Source organism: Lactobacillus helsingborgensis (assembly GCF_003173695.1).
GTDB lineage: Bacteria > Bacillota > Bacilli > Lactobacillales > Lactobacillaceae > Lactobacillus > Lactobacillus helsingborgensis.
On sequence record NZ_CP029544.1, the window covers coordinates 1 to 17,245 of the forward strand.

General features: G+C 38.7%; 15 protein-coding genes. 13 read left to right on the plus strand and 2 right to left on the minus strand.

Annotated features, from left to right (window positions below; all coding sequences use genetic code 11):
• Positions 1-571: 571 nt before the first annotated feature.
• The 13 genes from dnaA (at position 572) to DLD54_RS00065 (ending at position 15,113) form a co-directional block, all read left to right on the plus strand.
• A complete protein-coding gene (gene dnaA, locus DLD54_RS00005; protein ID WP_038520426.1) occupies positions 572-1,939 on the plus strand; it encodes a chromosomal replication initiator protein DnaA in 1,368 nt (455 codons plus the stop codon).
• 172 nt (positions 1,940-2,111) lie between these two features.
• Entirely contained in the window at positions 2,112-3,242 is a 1,131-nt protein-coding gene (gene dnaN, locus DLD54_RS00010) for a DNA polymerase III subunit beta (protein WP_046326469.1), read from the plus strand.
• Between the two features lie 224 nt (positions 3,243-3,466).
• Positions 3,467-3,676, plus strand: coding sequence for a S4 domain-containing protein YaaA (yaaA, locus tag DLD54_RS00015; RefSeq protein WP_109917805.1), 210 nt, complete (start codon positions 3,467-3,469; stop codon positions 3,674-3,676).
• Between the two features lie 6 nt (positions 3,677-3,682).
• Positions 3,683-4,822, plus strand: coding sequence for a DNA replication/repair protein RecF (recF, locus tag DLD54_RS00020; RefSeq protein ID WP_109917806.1), 1,140 nt, complete (start codon positions 3,683-3,685; stop codon positions 4,820-4,822).
• Positions 4,812-6,776 (plus strand): DNA topoisomerase (ATP-hydrolyzing) subunit B, encoded by a 1,965-nt coding sequence (gene gyrB, locus DLD54_RS00025; RefSeq protein ID WP_109917807.1) that lies wholly within the window; start codon positions 4,812-4,814, stop codon positions 6,774-6,776. The genes recF and gyrB overlap by 11 nt, the downstream gene beginning before the upstream one ends.
• Before the next feature lie 9 nt (positions 6,777-6,785).
• The gene (gene gyrA, locus DLD54_RS00030) at positions 6,786-9,272 is read left to right on the plus strand and encodes a DNA gyrase subunit A (protein WP_109917808.1); all 2,487 of its coding nucleotides are present in this window, start codon (positions 6,786-6,788) and stop codon (positions 9,270-9,272) included.
• A gap of 205 nt (positions 9,273-9,477) precedes the next feature.
• Positions 9,478-9,771: a 30S ribosomal protein S6 gene (rpsF, locus tag DLD54_RS00035; RefSeq protein WP_034978626.1), complete on the plus strand. Its 294-nt coding sequence runs from the start codon at positions 9,478-9,480 to the stop codon at positions 9,769-9,771.
• Positions 9,772-9,825: 54 nt separating this feature from the next.
• Positions 9,826-10,335: a single-stranded DNA-binding protein gene (ssb, locus tag DLD54_RS00040; protein ID WP_038520442.1), complete on the plus strand. Its 510-nt coding sequence runs from the start codon at positions 9,826-9,828 to the stop codon at positions 10,333-10,335.
• Positions 10,336-10,357: 22 nt separating this feature from the next.
• A complete protein-coding gene (gene rpsR, locus DLD54_RS00045; RefSeq protein ID WP_038520445.1) occupies positions 10,358-10,597 on the plus strand; it encodes a 30S ribosomal protein S18 in 240 nt (79 codons plus the stop codon).
• A gap of 282 nt (positions 10,598-10,879) precedes the next feature.
• Positions 10,880-12,901, plus strand: coding sequence for a DHH family phosphoesterase (locus DLD54_RS00050; protein WP_109917809.1), 2,022 nt, complete (start codon positions 10,880-10,882; stop codon positions 12,899-12,901).
• 12 nt (positions 12,902-12,913) lie between these two features.
• Positions 12,914-13,369: a 50S ribosomal protein L9 gene (gene rplI / locus DLD54_RS00055; RefSeq protein WP_038520452.1), complete on the plus strand. Its 456-nt coding sequence runs from the start codon at positions 12,914-12,916 to the stop codon at positions 13,367-13,369.
• Positions 13,370-13,405: 36 nt separating this feature from the next.
• Entirely contained in the window at positions 13,406-14,785 is a 1,380-nt protein-coding gene (gene dnaB / locus DLD54_RS00060; protein ID WP_038520455.1) for a replicative DNA helicase, read from the plus strand.
• A gap of 169 nt (positions 14,786-14,954) precedes the next feature.
• Complete coding sequence (locus DLD54_RS00065) at positions 14,955-15,113, plus strand: CsbD family protein (RefSeq protein ID WP_109585634.1); 159 nt, start codon at positions 14,955-14,957, stop codon at positions 15,111-15,113.
• Between the two features lie 78 nt (positions 15,114-15,191).
• On the opposite strand, the gene DLD54_RS00070 is transcribed toward DLD54_RS00065, so the two are convergent.
• The gene (locus DLD54_RS00070; RefSeq protein ID WP_109917810.1) at positions 15,192-16,391 is read right to left on the minus strand and encodes a DUF2974 domain-containing protein; all 1,200 of its coding nucleotides are present in this window, start codon (positions 16,389-16,391) and stop codon (positions 15,192-15,194) included.
• 116 nt (positions 16,392-16,507) lie between these two features.
• On the minus strand, positions 16,508-17,209 hold the full coding sequence (locus DLD54_RS00075; protein ID WP_109917811.1) for an MgtC/SapB family protein: 702 nt from the start codon (positions 17,207-17,209) through the stop codon (positions 16,508-16,510).
• Positions 17,210-17,245: the final 36 nt, after the last annotated feature.

Here is a 17,245-nt window from a genome sequence, read left to right on the forward strand (position 1 = left end):
ATAAACAAGGAATATAACTTATATCTTATTTAGCATTTTCTATAGTTAAAAAAATTGCAGACTCTAATACTAAAGTTATACGAAAAATAACTTATAAGCTATTAGTTATTAAAAGCAGCAATAAGCTTTTAAATTAATGATTATTACCTTTACTTTTCCCTCCGAACTAAAAGTTAATCTTTTTATGTTATGACAAAAGATTTTGTTCTTAATAGGCTAACTATTTTGCACTAAGTCTGTTTACATTTTCGCTCTAAAAATTATCCACATTTTGCAATTAACATGATTTTCCACACTTTTATCCACAATCTACACGCTGTTTAAAATTTTATGCACAGTATGTGGATATATTGTCACCCAATAATGCTCTTTTACTGTCATAGCAGTATAAAATTTCCACAAATTTATTGTACATAAATAATTAATTAGCAAAATTCAGCATTTTTTTGTGCATTTTCGCTTTTAATCTATCCACAACTTGTTAATTCTGAATTAATGTTGTTCACTTGTGGAAAACATTTTTATTAGATGGTAAAATATGTGTTGCTCAACGTAAGCGGAGGGAAATATTTTGTTTGATATTAATAAATTTTGGCATCATTTTATTAGCGAAATGCACGAACATTTTAATGAGGTAGCTTATAACGCCTGGTTTAAAAACACCAGGCCTCTTTCCTATAATAAGGAAACTCATGAATTGAAAATTGCAGTCCAAAATCCTGTAACTAAGGGATATTGGGAAAAAAATTTGGCGTCGCAATTAATTCAATCTGCTTACGGGTATGCCAATATTGAAGTTATGCCAGTTTTTCAAATTGAAGGTGATAAAAGTACAGAAAGACTAGTAACTCCAAAAGTGCAAACTCAAGTAGTTTCTGAGAATACCCGCCCACAAACAGATAATGCATTTGTGCGCAGCCTGAAACTCAATGAAAAATATACTTTTGACAACTTTGTTCAAGGTGAAGGAAACAAATTAGCAGCAGGTGCTGCCTTGGCAGTAGCTGACAGTCCCGGTAGCTTTTATAATCCCCTTTTTATTTTTGGTGGTGTCGGTTTAGGAAAAACGCACCTGATGCAGGCTATTGGCCATCAAATGCTGGCTGAGCGCCCCAATGCAAAAGTCGTTTACATCCAAAGTGAAACTTTCGTTAATGACTTCATTAACTCAATTAAGAACAAAACTCAGGATCAGTTCCGCGCTAAATACCGCACATGCGATTTATTATTAGTTGACGATATTCAATTTTTTGCAAAAAAAGAAGGTATTCAGGAAGAATTTTTCCATACGTTCGAAACGCTTTACAATGACCAAAAGCAGATAGTCATGACAAGCGACCGGCTTCCAACCGAGATACCAGATCTGTCCGAACGTTTGGTATCAAGGTTTACCTGGGGCCTACAGGTTGAAATCACCCCACCCGACTTAGAAACCCGAATTGCAATTTTACGCAAAAAAGCTGAAGCCGAAAACTTAACTATTGATGACAATACTTTAGACTATATCGCTTCTCAAGTTGATACCAACATCCGTGAACTTGAAGGTGCTTTAGTAAAAGTCCAAGCACACGCCACAATTGAACATGAAGACATTAATGTCAATCTAGCGCGTGAGGCGCTGGCTGATCTCAAATTAGTCCAGAAAAATCAGGGCTTGCAAATCTCTAAAATTCAAGAAGTAGTTGCAAATTATTTTCAAACTTCAACGCACGAACTAAAAGGAAAAAAGCGTGTACGCCAAATTGTGGTACCACGACAAATAGCAATGTATTTGTCCCGTGAATTAACTGATTCCAGCCTTCCTAAAATTGGCCAGGAATTTGGTGGTAAGGATCACACAACCGTTATGCATGCTTATGAAAAAATCAGCCGGGAAATAAAAACTAATTCCGATATTAAGACCGCTGTCTTTGATTTAAAGCAGATGCTTGACCGTTAAAAGTTATTCACTGTGGAAAAATAGCGGAGTTGTGCACATTTTCTTAACCGCAATAATTACGTTATTTTAAGGCTGTGATAACTTTTCAACATAAATCACAGGACCTACTAATACTACTAATTAAATATATAATTAATATAAAGGAACTAGACAAAATAACAGGAGGCTCCAAATGAAATTTACCGTAAACAGAAATCTTTTTCTAGACAATTTAAACAATGTAATGCATGCCATTTCTTCCAGAGCAACTATCCCTATTCTCAGTGGAATCAAGCTTAACTTATCTGAAGATGAATTACTCTTAACTGGTAGTGATACCGATATTTCAATAGAAATTAAAATTCCGGTTAGTGAAGATCTAACTGTGGGCTCTACCGGCTCAATTGTGTTACCAGCACGCTTTTTTAGTGAAATTATTAGACGATTACCTGGAAAAGAATTTTCTTTAGAAGTTAAAGAAAGTTTTCAAACCCAAATTATCTCTGAAAATAGTGAGTTTACAATTAATGGTTTAGATGCCAATAACTACCCAAGATTACCGGAAATTCCTGACGAGTCCTCTTTTGTTATTTCGGGGAAAACTTTCCGCGAAATTATCAATGAAACTCAATTTGCTGTTGCAACTCAAGAAAGCCGCTTAGTATTAACGGGAGTGCATTTTACTTTTAGCCCAGATAAGATTCATGCTGTAGCCACCGATTCCCATAGGTTGTCCAGCCGGGCCTTAGCTTTAGAAAATGGTCCGCAATCCAAGACTGATCTGATCATTCCTGGAAAAAGCTTGCTTGAGCTTGCTCGGATTATTGGTGAAACTAATCCTGAAATTAGAGTATGTCCGGGAGAAAATCAGGTTCTTTTTGAAATCGGCAATATTCTGTTTTATTCACGTTTACTTGAAGGCAGCTATCCTGATACTGAGCGCCTAATCCCAACAGATAGCACAACAACTGTGGAATTTGATTTAATGGAACTTTCCAGCGCACTAGATCGGGCAAGTTTACTGACACATGCTGGACGCAATAACGTAGTTGATTTAACTCTTGATGTCGACAAGCAAATTGCCAAACTGTCTGGTGAGTCCGCTGAAATTGGTAATGTTGAAGAAGATGTTGGCTTTAAAAAGCTGACAGGTAAAAATCTGAAAATTTCATTTAATCCTGATTACCTACGTGACGCCTTGAAAGCTTCAGTAACTGACTCAGTTGTGATGTCATTCACGCAACCGCTGCGACCATTTACGGTCAACCCAGATAAAAGCGATATTGATTTTGTCCAACTGATTACCCCAGTTAGAACATTTTAATCATTAAATTGAGCATAAATAAAAAGTCATCATTTGATGGCTTTTTTTAGAGCCAACTTTTTATAATCGACCGAAAATGCTTGTCAGTTTATTTTTAATGTCATTTACTATGAATTGTTTATTTTAAAAAAAGCCGTTTATATGGCTTTATACGGGCTTTTAGTTGTTTTTTACTTGTGAAACGAATATACTTATTATAGGTATTTAAAGTGGTGAAGGTGGTTATGATCAAAGAGTTTAAGTTAACGAGTGAGTACATCACTCTGGGGCAATTTTTAAAAGAAGAAAGTATCATTTCTTCTGGTGGTCAGGCTAAGTGGTACCTGCAAGATAATCCAGTTTTACTGAATGGGGTCAAAGAACAAAGACGCGGCAAGAAATTGCGCTCTGGCGACAGGCTTGAAGTAAACCAAGAAACTTATGAATTGCGGTAGCATTAAATGTATCTCAAGCATTTTATTGCACAAAATTACCGTAATCTGCAGCAGTTTGAGGTTGATTTTGATCCCAACGTCAATATTTTTATAGGTCAAAATGCGCAGGGCAAAACTAACTTACTCGAAGCAATTTACTTTTTAGCTTTAACACGTTCTCACAGAACTAGTAATGACAAAGAATTAATTGCTTTTGGTCAAGATTATGCCAATGTATCTGGCCATGTATATAAAAGCCAAATTGGCTTATCTCTGCGGGTTCTAATTACTAAAAAGGGTAAAAAAGTTTGGGTTAATCGGATTGAACAAGCGAAGTTGTCCAAATATGTGGGACAATTGAACGCTATTTTATTTTCTCCAGAAGATTTAGATTTGATTAAAGGCGCACCCAGTCTGAGAAGACGCTTTATGGATCAGGAATTTGGGCAAATTAGTGCAGAATACCTCTATTTTGCGGGCAAGTACAAGCAAGTCTTGCAGCAAAAAAATAATTACTTAAAGCAATTAGCAAAGGGTGATGCGCACGATACCATGTTCTTGGAAGTTTTATCTGATCAATTGGCTGGAGTTGCTGCAGAAGTAGTTGTTCGCCGTTTTCAATTCCTAAAAAGCTTAGATGAGTATGCCCAAGATGCCTATAATCACATTAGTACCGGTGCAGAAAATTTGCAGGTAACTTACCAACCGTCAGTTAAGGAAATAACAGAAAAAGATAGTGTTGAAGAAGTTTATCATAAGTTACTGACTAACTTCCAAAAAAATCAGAAGGTTGAAATTCTCAAAGGTACTACTTTGAGTGGTCCTCACAGAGATGATATTGAATTTACGCTTAATGGCAAAGATGCGCATTTGTATGGTTCTCAAGGGCAGCAAAGAACCATAGCACTTAGTCTTAAACTGGCCGAAATACAGCTTGTGCACCAGATAACTGCTGAATATCCATTATTGCTGCTTGACGATGTTATGAGCGAACTTGATCATAAACGACAAAGCGCCTTACTTAATTACATTCATGGTAAAACACAAACATTTATTACGACGACAGATCTTGCGGGTATTTCCTGGGAAATAATTAAAAAACCGAAAATATACCAAATTAAATCTGGACAAATTTATTTAGAAGAGGGGAAATTGCATGGCAGATAATGAAAAAGAAAATCTCAATCAAATTAAGCAATATGAAAAAGAAGCCGATAAATATAATGCCAGTCAGATTCAAGTCTTAGGCGGACTTGAAGCAGTTCGTAAGCGTCCAGGAATGTATATTGGTTCTACCAGTTCTCAGGGCTTGCATCATTTGGTTTGGGAAATAATTGATAATGGTATTGATGAAAGTCTAGCCGGTTTTGCCACTAAAATTGAAGTTACTATCAATGAAGACGGCAGTGTTACTGTCCAAGATGATGGTCGTGGTATTCCGGTAGATATTCAAAAGAAAACCGGCCGGCCAGCTCTGGAAACTGTTTTTACTGTTTTACACGCCGGTGGTAAATTTGGCGGTGGCGGCTATAAGGTTTCTGGTGGTTTGCACGGAGTAGGTGCGTCAGTCGTTAATGCTCTTTCAACCAAACTGGACGTTACGACTATGCGTGACGGTAAAAAATATTTTATTGATTTTAGCCGTGGCCGTGTAGTTGACGAAATGAAAATGATTGGGACAGTTCCATTATCTGAGCATGGTACTATTGTCCATTTTTTCCCAGATCCAGACATTTTTACTGAAACCACTTCATTTGATGATAAGATCCTCAAAAACCGTATCCGTGAGTTAGCCTTTTTAAATAAGGGCCTGAAATTAACGTTTACAGATAAGCGTAAAGAAAGCGCGGAAACCGATGTTTATCACTATGAAGGCGGAATCCAGGAATACGTTTCATTCTTAAATCGGGATACAGAAGTATTATTCAATGAGCCGATTTATGTAGAAGGTAACGATAACGAGATCAACGTTGAAGTTTCTTTGCAGTATACAAAAGGCTATAAAACAACGTTAATGACCTTTGCCAATAATATCCATACTTATGAAGGCGGAATGCACGAGGCAGGGTTCAAGACAGCCTTAACGCGGGTAGTTAATGATTATGCCCATAAGACCAAGTTATTAAAAGATAGTGATGATAATCTTTCAGGAGAAGATATTCGTGAAGGAATGACTGCTGTTGTTTCAGTTAAGCACCCTAATCCGCAATTTGAAGGTCAGACTAAGACCAAATTAGGGAACTCTGATGCACGGACTGCAGTAGATCACGCTTTTTCTGAAACCTTCAACCGTTTCTTAATGGAAAATCCGCAAGTTGGCCGGAAGATTGTTGAAAAAGCACAACTGGCTGAACGTGCTAGAACGGCAGCTAAACGTGCGCGTGAAGTGACACGTAAGAAATCCGGATTGGAGATCGCTAATTTACCTGGTAAGTTAGCTGACAACACTAGTAATGACCCCAGCATTTCTGAATTATTCATAGTTGAGGGTAATTCGGCTGGAGGCTCTGCTAAACAGGGTCGGTCACGATTAACACAGGCGATTTTGCCAATCCGTGGTAAGATTTTGAACGTTGAAAAAGCGTCAATGGACCGCATTTTGGCTAACCAAGAAATTCGGTCACTGTTTACAGCTTTAGGAACCGGTTTTGGCGCAGATTTTGATGTGTCTAAGGCTCGTTATCATAAATTAATTATTATGACAGATGCCGATGTCGATGGGGCTCACATTCGGACACTGCTCTTGACCCTCTTTTACAACTATATGCGTCCGATGATTGAAAAGGGCTATGTTTATATTGCACGTCCGCCTCTATACCAAGTGCGTCAAGGCAAAGTTGTCAGATATTTAGATACAGACGAAGAATTGCATGATTATCTGGGCAGTTTGCAGCCGAGTCCCAAACCGTTGGTACAACGTTATAAGGGATTAGGTGAAATGGATCCTGAACAATTATGGGATACGACTATGAACCCTGAGAATAGACGGCTTGACCGTGTCAGCCCGGAATATGCTAAAAATGCCGATGAGGTCTTCGAATTGCTGATGGGTAATGAAGTAGGACCACGGCGCAATTTTATTGAAACTAACGCTAAATACGTTGAAAACTTGGATGCATAGGAGGTTTAAATGGATAACGACAATCAAGGTCAAGATCACAGAATACGAAACGTTGATTTGACCAGCGTAATGAATAGTTCATTCTTGGATTATGCCATGTCCGTTATCGTCGCACGGGCTTTACCCGATGTGCGTGATGGCTTAAAGCCGGTTCAACGCCGGATTTTATATGGTATGAGTGAACTAGGTGTTACACCAGATAAACCATACAAGAAGTCTGCCAGAATTGTAGGGGAAGTTATGGGTAAATTCCACCCTCACGGTGATTCCTCAATTTATTTGGCAATGGCTCATATGGCCCAAGACTTCAGCTACCGCTATATGCTCGTTGACGGACACGGCAATTTTGGTTCGGTTGATGGTGATGAGCCCGCCGCAATGCGTTACACTGAGGCACGCATGAGCAAAATAGCCGTTGAAATGCTGCGGGATATCAATAAAAACACTGTTAATTGGCAACGTAATTATGATGATTCTGAAAATGAACCGGTGGTATTGCCGGCTAGAATACCAAATCTTTTAGTTAACGGCACTAGCGGTATTGCGGTTGGTATGACTACCAATATCCCGCCACACAACCTTTCTGAAGTGATTAAGGGACTGCACATGTTAATGAATAATCCTGCTGTCACTACTAAAGAACTGATGAAGGCAATCCCAGGTCCTGATTTTCCTACAGGCGGAACGATCATGGGTCGCGGCGGCATATATCGCGCCTATGAAACTGGTCGCGGCAATATTGTTGTCCGTGCTAATACCAATATTGAAACTGAAAAAAGTGGCCGTGAAAGAATAGTTGTCACTGAAATACCATACTTGGTTAATAAAGCAGAACTGGTTAAGAAAATTGCTGATTTAGCGCGTGCGAAGACAATTGATGGTATTACCGGTGTGCGGGATGAATCAGATCAAACGGGGATGAGAATTACCATTGATATCCGCCGTGATGCCAGCGCTAGTGTGGTTTTAAATAACTTGTTTAAACTGACACAAATGCAGGCTAACTTTGGTATGAATATGGTAGCAATCGTCGATGGCGCACCGCACTTTTTAAGCCTCAAGCAGATGCTGCAATATTATTTGGAGCACCAAGAAGATGTTGTTACCCGTAGAACTAAATTTGAATTAGCTAAAGCCGAAGCTAGAGCACACATTCTTGAAGGTCTCAAAATTGCCCTTGATCATATTGACGAAATCGTCCACATCATTCGGCAGAGTCAATCAAGTGATATTGCTAAAGCTGCCTTAATCAGTCGTTTTGGTCTTGATGACAAGCAGTCACAAGCCATTTTAGATATGCGCTTGGTACGGTTAACGGGTCTTGAGCGTGACAAGGTTGAAGCTGAATATAAAGAACTACAAGCTAAAATTGCCGACTATAAAGATATTTTGGCAAAGCCGGAGCGCATTAATGAAATAATCTACAATGAATTGCTGGATATTCAAAAGCGCTTTGGTGATGATCGGCGGACTAAGATCGGTGCCAGTGAAGTTGTTTCAATTGAAGATGAAGATTTAATTGAAAAACAAGATGTTTTACTAACCTTAACTCATAGTGGCTACATTAAGCGGATGCCAATTACTGAATTTAAGACTCAAAATCGTGGTGGTAAAGGTATTAAAGGCATGGGCGTTAAAGACGGTGACTTTATTGAAAACCTCATTTACTCCAGTACGCATGATATGTTACTGTTTTTTACCAACAAGGGTAAAGTTTATTCAAAGAAAGCCTATGAAATTCCGGAATTTGGCCGTACAGCTAAGGGTCTCCCGATAGTCAACTTATTGCAACTGGAAAAGGGCGAAAAAATCCAGACAATTGTCAATATTCCTGAAGATGCGGATGACCAATACTTATTCTTCATTACAAAGATGGGGACGGTCAAACGGACACATGTCAGTGAATTTGGCAATATCCGTAACAGCGGCCTAATTGCTTTAACCTTGCGTGATGGCGATGAGTTGAATAATGTCTTGGCTACTGATGGCAAACAAGATATTTTAATTGGTACTCACTTAGGTTACGCCGTGCGCTTTAATGAGCAGACAGTTCGTTCAATGGGCCGCACAGCAGCTGGCGTTCGCGGAATTAATTTACGCGAAAATGACTATGTAGTTGGCTCTGGCGTCATTAAGAATAGCGATGAAGTGTTAGTCATTTCTGAAAAGGGTTACGGCAAGAGAACAGCAGCTGCCGAATACCCAACTAAAGGTCGCGGCGGAAAAGGTATCAAGACTGCAAATATTACCGAGAAAAATGGTCCACTCTCTGGTGTAACAGTGATCGATGGCAGCCAGGATATCATGGTGATTACTGATGATGGTATCATGATCCGCTTTAAGACAAAGGATGTTTCTCAAACAGGTCGCAGCACTTTGGGCGTTCGTTTGATCAAAGTTAATGACAACAATAAAGTTGCCAGTCTTGCGGTAGTTCCTGCCGAAGAAGATCAAGAAGTTGCTGCAGCTGAAGAAACTGACAGTGAGCAGGATTAACTACTAAAATAAAATTTTAAAAAATTAGCAAATTATTTAACGTATTTATTAGTAAGAGATGAAAATTTCTTAGTGGATCACGTGAAGATAGTTTGGTAATTTTTTATTTATGTGCTAGAATTAGAGATTGCGAGTAATAAACTTCATTACTCCTTGTTCTTGATTTTTAGCAAGAACCATTTAGTCCAGAAGGAGGTGCACTAGTATGACAACTACTAAGTACGAAATAACTTATATTATCAAGCCTGACATTGATGAAGAATCAAAAAAGGCGTTGGTTGAAAACTATGATAAAGTTATTACCGATAATGGTGGTACGATGGTTGAGTCAAAAGACTGGGAAAAGCGTCATTTCGCATATGAAATTAATAAATATCGTGAGGGATTATATCACGTTATGACTTTCACTGCTGATAACGCTGACGCAGTTAACGAATTTGACCGTTTATCCAAGATTGATACTGCCGTTTTACGTTCAATGACTGTTAAAGTTGGATAATTAAGAACAAAAACGTTATCGTTTTCGTGATTTAGGAAAGGAAGGACCTAAAGTATGATTAACAGAGTTGTACTTGTTGGCCGTTTAACACGTGATCCTGAATTACGTACTACTGGGAGTGGAATCTCGGTTGCTACGTTTACTCTTGCCGTCGATCGTCAATATACTAACGCTCAAGGTGAGAGAGGTGCAGATTTTATCAGTTGTGTCATTTGGCGCAAAGCAGCAGAAAATTTCTGTAATTTTACGTCTAAAGGTTCACTTGTTGGTATTGATGGCCGAATTCAAACCAGAAACTACGATAATAAAGACGGGCAAAGAGTATATGTAACGGAAGTTATCGTTGATAATTTCTCATTGCTTGAATCACGTAAAGATCGTGAAGCCCGTGGTCAAAATGGTGGTTACACACCAAATAATAATGGTAATTATGGTAATCAAAATACCAATAACAATCCTAATATGGGTACGCCAAACCAGAACAATGGCCTAGATAATACTCAGGATCCATTTGCCGGTTCAGGCGATACCATTGATATTTCTGATGATGATTTACCATTCTAAATTGATAGAAAGGACCTAGGATATGGCTCAACAAAGAAGAGGCGGCGCCCATCGTCGTCGTAAGGTTGACTACATTGCTGCCAACCATATTGATTACGTTGACTACAAGGACGTTGATTTGTTGAAACGTTTTATCTCCGAAAGAGGTAAAATCTTACCACGTCGTGTCACTGGCACCAGCGCTAAGAACCAACGTAAAGTAGCTAAGGCAATTGAAAGAGCTCGCATTATGGGCTTGTTGCCATTTGTTACTGAAGACTAATAAGAACAACTAATTAACAGAAATTAAGTAGTGCTACTGATTACTTAATATCAAAATATAGACTGTTAATGAGATAAATCTCGAGATTAAGCTTACTTAATTTCGAGATTTTATTTTACCTAAAACAGGGTCGCAGTAATTTAGCAATAGTGCAGGACGTGAATTTAGAGTAACTGAATACATAATAATATTTTTAACCTTAATATTGAGGAGTTTCTTATCCAGTCAATCCAATGTATAATAATAATGATGTATTATACATTAATTTAGGAAGGACCTTACATGAAAGATTTTTTACGTAAGCTTGAATTTCCTGCTTTTATTAAAGATTCCAGACTAACAGCTTCTGTTATTATCATCTTAGCCTTGTCGCTTTTAGGCAGCATCGTTGCCATGATTATGAGCCCATTATTTGGCTTGGCTATGGTCTTGATCTTTATTTTGACTGTGGCGTGTGTTGCTTATGGCGCATATATCTTAGCTGGCAATGCGAATAACTTTGCTGTCAGTTTATCTTATCGGATTAAGCGCAGCGAGCAAGAAGCAATGATTAAAATGCCTCTGGGCATTTTGCTATATGATAAGGATCGTCAAATTCAGTGGGCGAATCCTTATTTACAACTCTATTTAAAAAATGAAGAATTAATTGGTCACACAATAGCAGCGGTTGACCCTGAACTAGATAAATTAATTGATGAATCGTTAAAGGCAAAAACTGCCGAAAATCATATAGTAAATTGGGATGGTCATCAATTTGAAATGGTTATTCAGGACAATCTCGGCGTTGTTTATTTGCTTGACATTACGCGTTATGCCAAAATTGAAGAACGCTATCAGAATGAATTATTAGCCATCGGACAAATATTTATTGATAATTATGATGAGCTAAGTGAAACAATGCATGATCAAGAGCTGACTGCCACCAGTGTCTATGTGCAGAATACTCTGAGTGATTATGCGAAAAAATTCAACGCCTATCTTAAACGCATCGACGAAGATCATTTTTTGCTTTTGCTTCATATGCAAGATTTGACTCAGATGGAAAAAGATAAATTTTCTGTTTTGGATAAGATACGCTTAGAAACAAGTCGTAATAATACCCCTTTGACGTTATCTATTGGAATTGCCTTTGGTAGTAGCTTAATTACCGAATTAGCTGATCAGGCGCAATCTAACCTTGACCTGGCACTGGGTCGAGGCGGCGATCAGGTTGTTCTTAGTCAGCCAGGAAAAGCTGCCCGTTTCTTTGGTGGTAAATCTAATCCAATGGAAAAGAGAACCAGGGTCAGAGCCAGAATGGTTTCACAAGCAATTAGCGAGCTTTTTAAAGAAGCGGATCGCGTTTTTGTAGTTGGTCATGCCAGCCCAGATATGGATTCGGTTGGTAGCGGAATAGGCGTTGTCAAAATCGCCCGTTTGCACCATGTAAAAGCTAATTTTGTCCTAGATGTCAATAAAACCAACTATGATGTCAGTCGTTTAGTTGCGAAGATGGCAAAAGTAAAGGAAGATAATGATATTTTCATTTCCCCAGATGATGCACTAAATGAGTTGACCGCTAAGTCAATGTTGGTCATGGTTGACCATTCGAAATACTCTATCACATATGCAAAAGAATTATACGAACGGCTTAGAGACAGAATTATTGTGATTGATCATCATCGACGCGGCGAGGAATTTCCGGAAAATCCAATGCTGACATACGTTGAGCCTTATGCTTCGTCAGCTTGTGAGCTGGTAACTGAAATGGTGGAATACCAGCAGCCTAGTTCTGGTAAGCGCGTTTTAACAGATCTTGACGCTACGGCAATGCTGGCAGGAATTACGGTTGATTCCAAAGAATTTTCATTGCGTACGGGTACTAGAACGTTCGATGCAGCCAGCTATTTACGTTCAATTGGTGCAAGTACGATGGGTGTTAGTGAGTTGCTAAAAGAAGATATTGATAGTTTCTTGCAGCGCACTCGTCTTGTCAGCAGCTTGCAGATGATCAAGCCTAAGATGGCTGTTTTATGCGGACCTGATGACAAGGAAATAGATCCAATTGTTACTGCTCAGGCTGCGGATACTGCTCTGGATTTGGAAAACGTTGAAGCTAGTTTTGCTATTACTCGGCGTGACAAAGATACAATTGGTATATCAGCCCGTTCAATGGGTGATATTAATGTCCAAGTGATAATGGAAAAACTCGGTGGCGGCGGTCATCTGTCTAATGCTGCCACCCAAATTAAAGGGATTACTGTTAAGGATGCACTTGCTAAATTACTTGACGCAGTGGATACTTATGAACAAGAAAATGAATAAAAGGAGAGCACAATGAAAGTTATTTTTACTAAAGATGTTAAAGGTCGCGGTAAACGTGGAGAAGTTAAAAATGTTCCTGATGGTTATGCCCAAAACTTTTTATTTAAAAGAGGATTAGCTAAAGCAGCTACCAAAGCTAACATGCACACTTTGGAAAGAGTAGCTGCTAATGAAAAAGCAGCATACGAAAGTGAAAAGGCTGAAGCTGAAAAAATCAAGTCTGAACTTGATAAGGATGAAACAGTCGTTAATTTCAAATCTAAGGCCGGTTCTGACTCACGGTTATTCGGTTCCATCTCAGGAAAAAAGATTGTGGAAGGCTTGGAGCAGCAATTTGGTATTAAAATTGACAAGCGCAAATTGAACCTGCCTGAACCGATTAAATCATTGGGCTACACTAATGTACCGGTTAAGTTATTCAAGGGCGTAGAAGGCAAAATTCGCGTTCATATTACTGAACAGGATTAGCCCTGAAATAGATTTTGATAAAAGTGGGCGTGATTAATGGATAATATTGTCTCACAGCAAATACCGCACGATGATGAGGCGGAAAAGGCAGTTTTAGGTGCAATTTTTATTGATCCTGATGCAATTGCTGATGCGAGTGCAGAGGTTCAACCCGACGATTTTTATAAAAAGGCCAACCAGCTGGTTTTTCAGGCTATGCTTGATCTATCTGATCGTGAGGATGCAATTGACCCGTTAACTCTGCAAGATGAATTAACTAAGAAAAATCAACTAGACGATATTGGCGGTATTGCTTACGTTTCTGAATTAGCTATGGCAACACCGACAGCTGCCCATGTCACTTATTATGCTAAAATCGTTCATCGAAAGGCGCTGCTGCGGCGGCTTATTTCTGCCAGCCAAAAAATTATAACGAATGCAATGCAGGATTCTGATGATGTTACTGACATTTTAGATAACGCCGAAAGCGAGATCATGAATGTTTCATCAGAAAATAACGCCAATGGCTTTCGCAATATCAAGGATATTGTTAATTCAGCTATTGATGAAATCAATGATATTCCAGAAGATGGCAACATGGTCACGGGACTGCCCACTGGATTTGTTGAGCTTGATAAAATGACTACTGGTTTTCACGATGATGAACTGGTAATTGTGGCTGCCCGTCCTGGAGTAGGTAAGACTTCTTTTGCGCTTAACGTGGCGCAATATGTAGGCTTGCACACAGATAAAACAGTGGCAATGTTTTCTTTGGAAATGAGTGGCGAACAGCTGGTCCAAAGAATGCTGGCATCAGAAGGCTTGATTAATTCGCAACATTTGCGAACTGGTCAACTGGATGAAGATGAATGGCCTAAATTGGTTGCAGCTTCGGGTTCTTTAGCAACAGCCAGCATTTACATTGATGACACACCCGGCATTAAAATGAGTGAAATTAGAGCGCAGGCGCGCAGGCTCGCCAAAGAAAAAGGTAATTTAGGGTTAATAGTCATTGACTACTTACAGCTAATTGAGGGCCCTCACAGTGAATCACGCCAGCAGGAAGTTTCAGCTATTTCACGGCAACTAAAGAAATTGGCCAAGGAGCTGCACGTGCCTGTGATTGCCTTGTCACAGCTATCGCGGTCAGTTGAACAAAGACAAGATAAGAGACCAGTTTTATCTGATATTCGTGAGTCCGGTTCAATTGAACAGGATGCGGATATTGTTTCGTTTCTTTATCGTGATGATTATTATCGTGATGAGGAAGATGGTAATAAGGATAAAGAAGTGGCGGCAGAAGATGATAACGGTGAAGTGGAAGTTATCATCGAAAAGAACCGTTCAGGTAGTAGGGGAACAGTCAAGTTAATGTTTTCCAAACCGTATAATCGCTTTTCAAACCTCGATTATAGTCATGATCAGCCTAATGAATAATAAGTAATAAAAGTTGTGGTAATTTGGACTAAAATGCCACAGCTTTTTGTTTTAATTGCATTTTTTAACAAAAAATAAAGCGTTTTTGATGACAATATTTTTACAACATTGTACTATTAAGGTGTGAATAGAAAATTTTCGCTAATTTTTTGGGAAAGGACCGATTAAGATGGCCGATAAAGGATTTAAAGACAAGGTAGCCGGCAAAGCTAAAGAAGTCAAAGGCAAGGTTCAACAAGCTGCTGGAGATGTTAAAGATAAGGCACAAGAAGCTACTGAAAACGTCAAAGATAAAGTTGATGACGTTAAGGATAAAATGAAGAAATAACTAGTTAATTAGTTAAATAAAAGAGGCTGGAAAACATTTTAGTTTTCCAGCCTCTTTTTGGGTTACACATGAAACAATTTACTTTAATTTACGTAGAACACTTTCTGGTAGTTTAAGGTTCGGACGATCTGGGTCGTAAAATTCGTAAAACACTGGTGCTTTATTTGAATCATTGCTTTTAGGATAAAGTTCATAATTGCTGGCCATCAGAGGCAAAGTCATATTCCTTTTATATGAATTCCAGATATTGCTCAAGACTTGGGTCAGCAATTTTCGCTCTTGGGGTTCAAGAGAGAGAAAGACGCGGCCAAAACGGTATGTTCCCACTATTTTATTACTGGTTAATTGGTTTAGTTCATCAATATCATAATTTTCAAAAGCCTCAAATAGATCGGAAAAGGCAGTGCCTCTTTCTTGGTCAGGGATAGAATTATTAAAATTAATGAGCGCGTGTCTAATTACGCGACTGCCTGATGAGAGTCCGTCAGCTAAGGTAAAACTGTCTCTACCTACAGACCAGCGGCGCGGGTCATGTTGGTTGCGCATTGGTACTGTACTTTTGACCACTAAAGTTTGTTCGGGATGATCAAGCATAGCACCAAAAATTGAACCCTGAGGGATATAGGTTTTCATTTTAGACATTGAAGCGGTAAACCCAGAACTCGTATATACTTTATGGAAAAAGCCCGGTCCGTCAAAACTAATCGCTTTTATTACCCGGTTCTGAATTTCAGGCTCAACAGCGCTTAGAGCATATTGAGCAAAATTGCCGCCCTTTGAATGACCAAGTAAAAAAATCTTTTGGTTAGTAAATTTTTCTGCAATAGCGGTGAGATACTTGGCTGCGACATCTTGACCGTAAATTTCCGGCAGGTAATTCATGCCCATGTCTTCGTTTAAGCCAATCATGGTACCATCTGTTCCGCGAAAGGCAATGGCAATGGTATCTGAATCAAGCGAAAAGGTGGCAGCAGTGAATTGCAAGGGATGAGGGTCTTTTGCTAGTTTGTCTGTCCAATCTAAAATTTTAATATTTCCAATTCGGGGACTTTCAGGTAATAAAAAAATTTCGGTTGCCGTCTCTGTATGCATTTGATGCTGAAAAGAGGGCAAATTGCGGAGTTTTTCTGCCACTTCTTTTAGTGTATGACCGTTGGCAGAACTGTCAGCTGGTAAATAAGCAATAGATGATAGCAATGATGCATCAACACTGTTAAATGGTTTTTCAGAAAAAGTTAAATCACCACGCCAACGTAAATAGTCAAGGGAACCAGCCATAACATTTCTCCTTTCGAATAAAAACTTATATTAACATTGTAATAAGTAAAAGTAATTAGTAGCTAATTAATGCAAAAAAAACAATAGAATTAACTATTGCTTAAAGATTATTTGTACTATTTGTCTATACTGGCATAACTGATGCGCTTAATATCAGGATATTTGCGTAGAGCCATAATAATATCATTTTCATCAATATTATTGTTAATAATACCATCTACAAAAAAGATAATTCGTTCGTCACTAACAAACAGTATCTTGACGGAAACATTTTCAACATGATTTGCCTCAAGCTCCTGCTCAATAGTGTGCAAAATATTCGGCTTATTAACCGCTTCTATTTGAATATTAAAACGAATATGCATGATGATTTTATCAATTATAGCATCATCGTGAAACATCATTTGAATGACAAAGAGCAAAGCCGTTGCCAATATTCCGATAAAATATAAACCTGATCCAATTGCCATGCCGATTGCGGCTGTGGCCCAAATACCAGCTGCCGTGGTTAAACCGGAAATTTGCTGCTTTTTAACTAAAATAGCACCAGCGCCAATAAATGAGATACCGGAAACTATTTGAGCTGCAATTCTGGAAGGGTCTAAAGCGAGATCTGACATTTTTAATAAATCGCCAAAGCCGTACTTTGAAACTATCATGAATAGTGCGGAAGAAAAGGCAACTACAATATGTGTTCGCACTCCGGCGCTTTTCCTTTGAATTGCGCGTTCATAACCGATTAGCGCCCCGCATAATGATGCAACTATAAGTCTTAATAACCAGGGAAATTGCGCGTTAATCGCTGCAAAATTTGCCATTACATCCACTCCATTTCTAAATCTTTTATTATATTA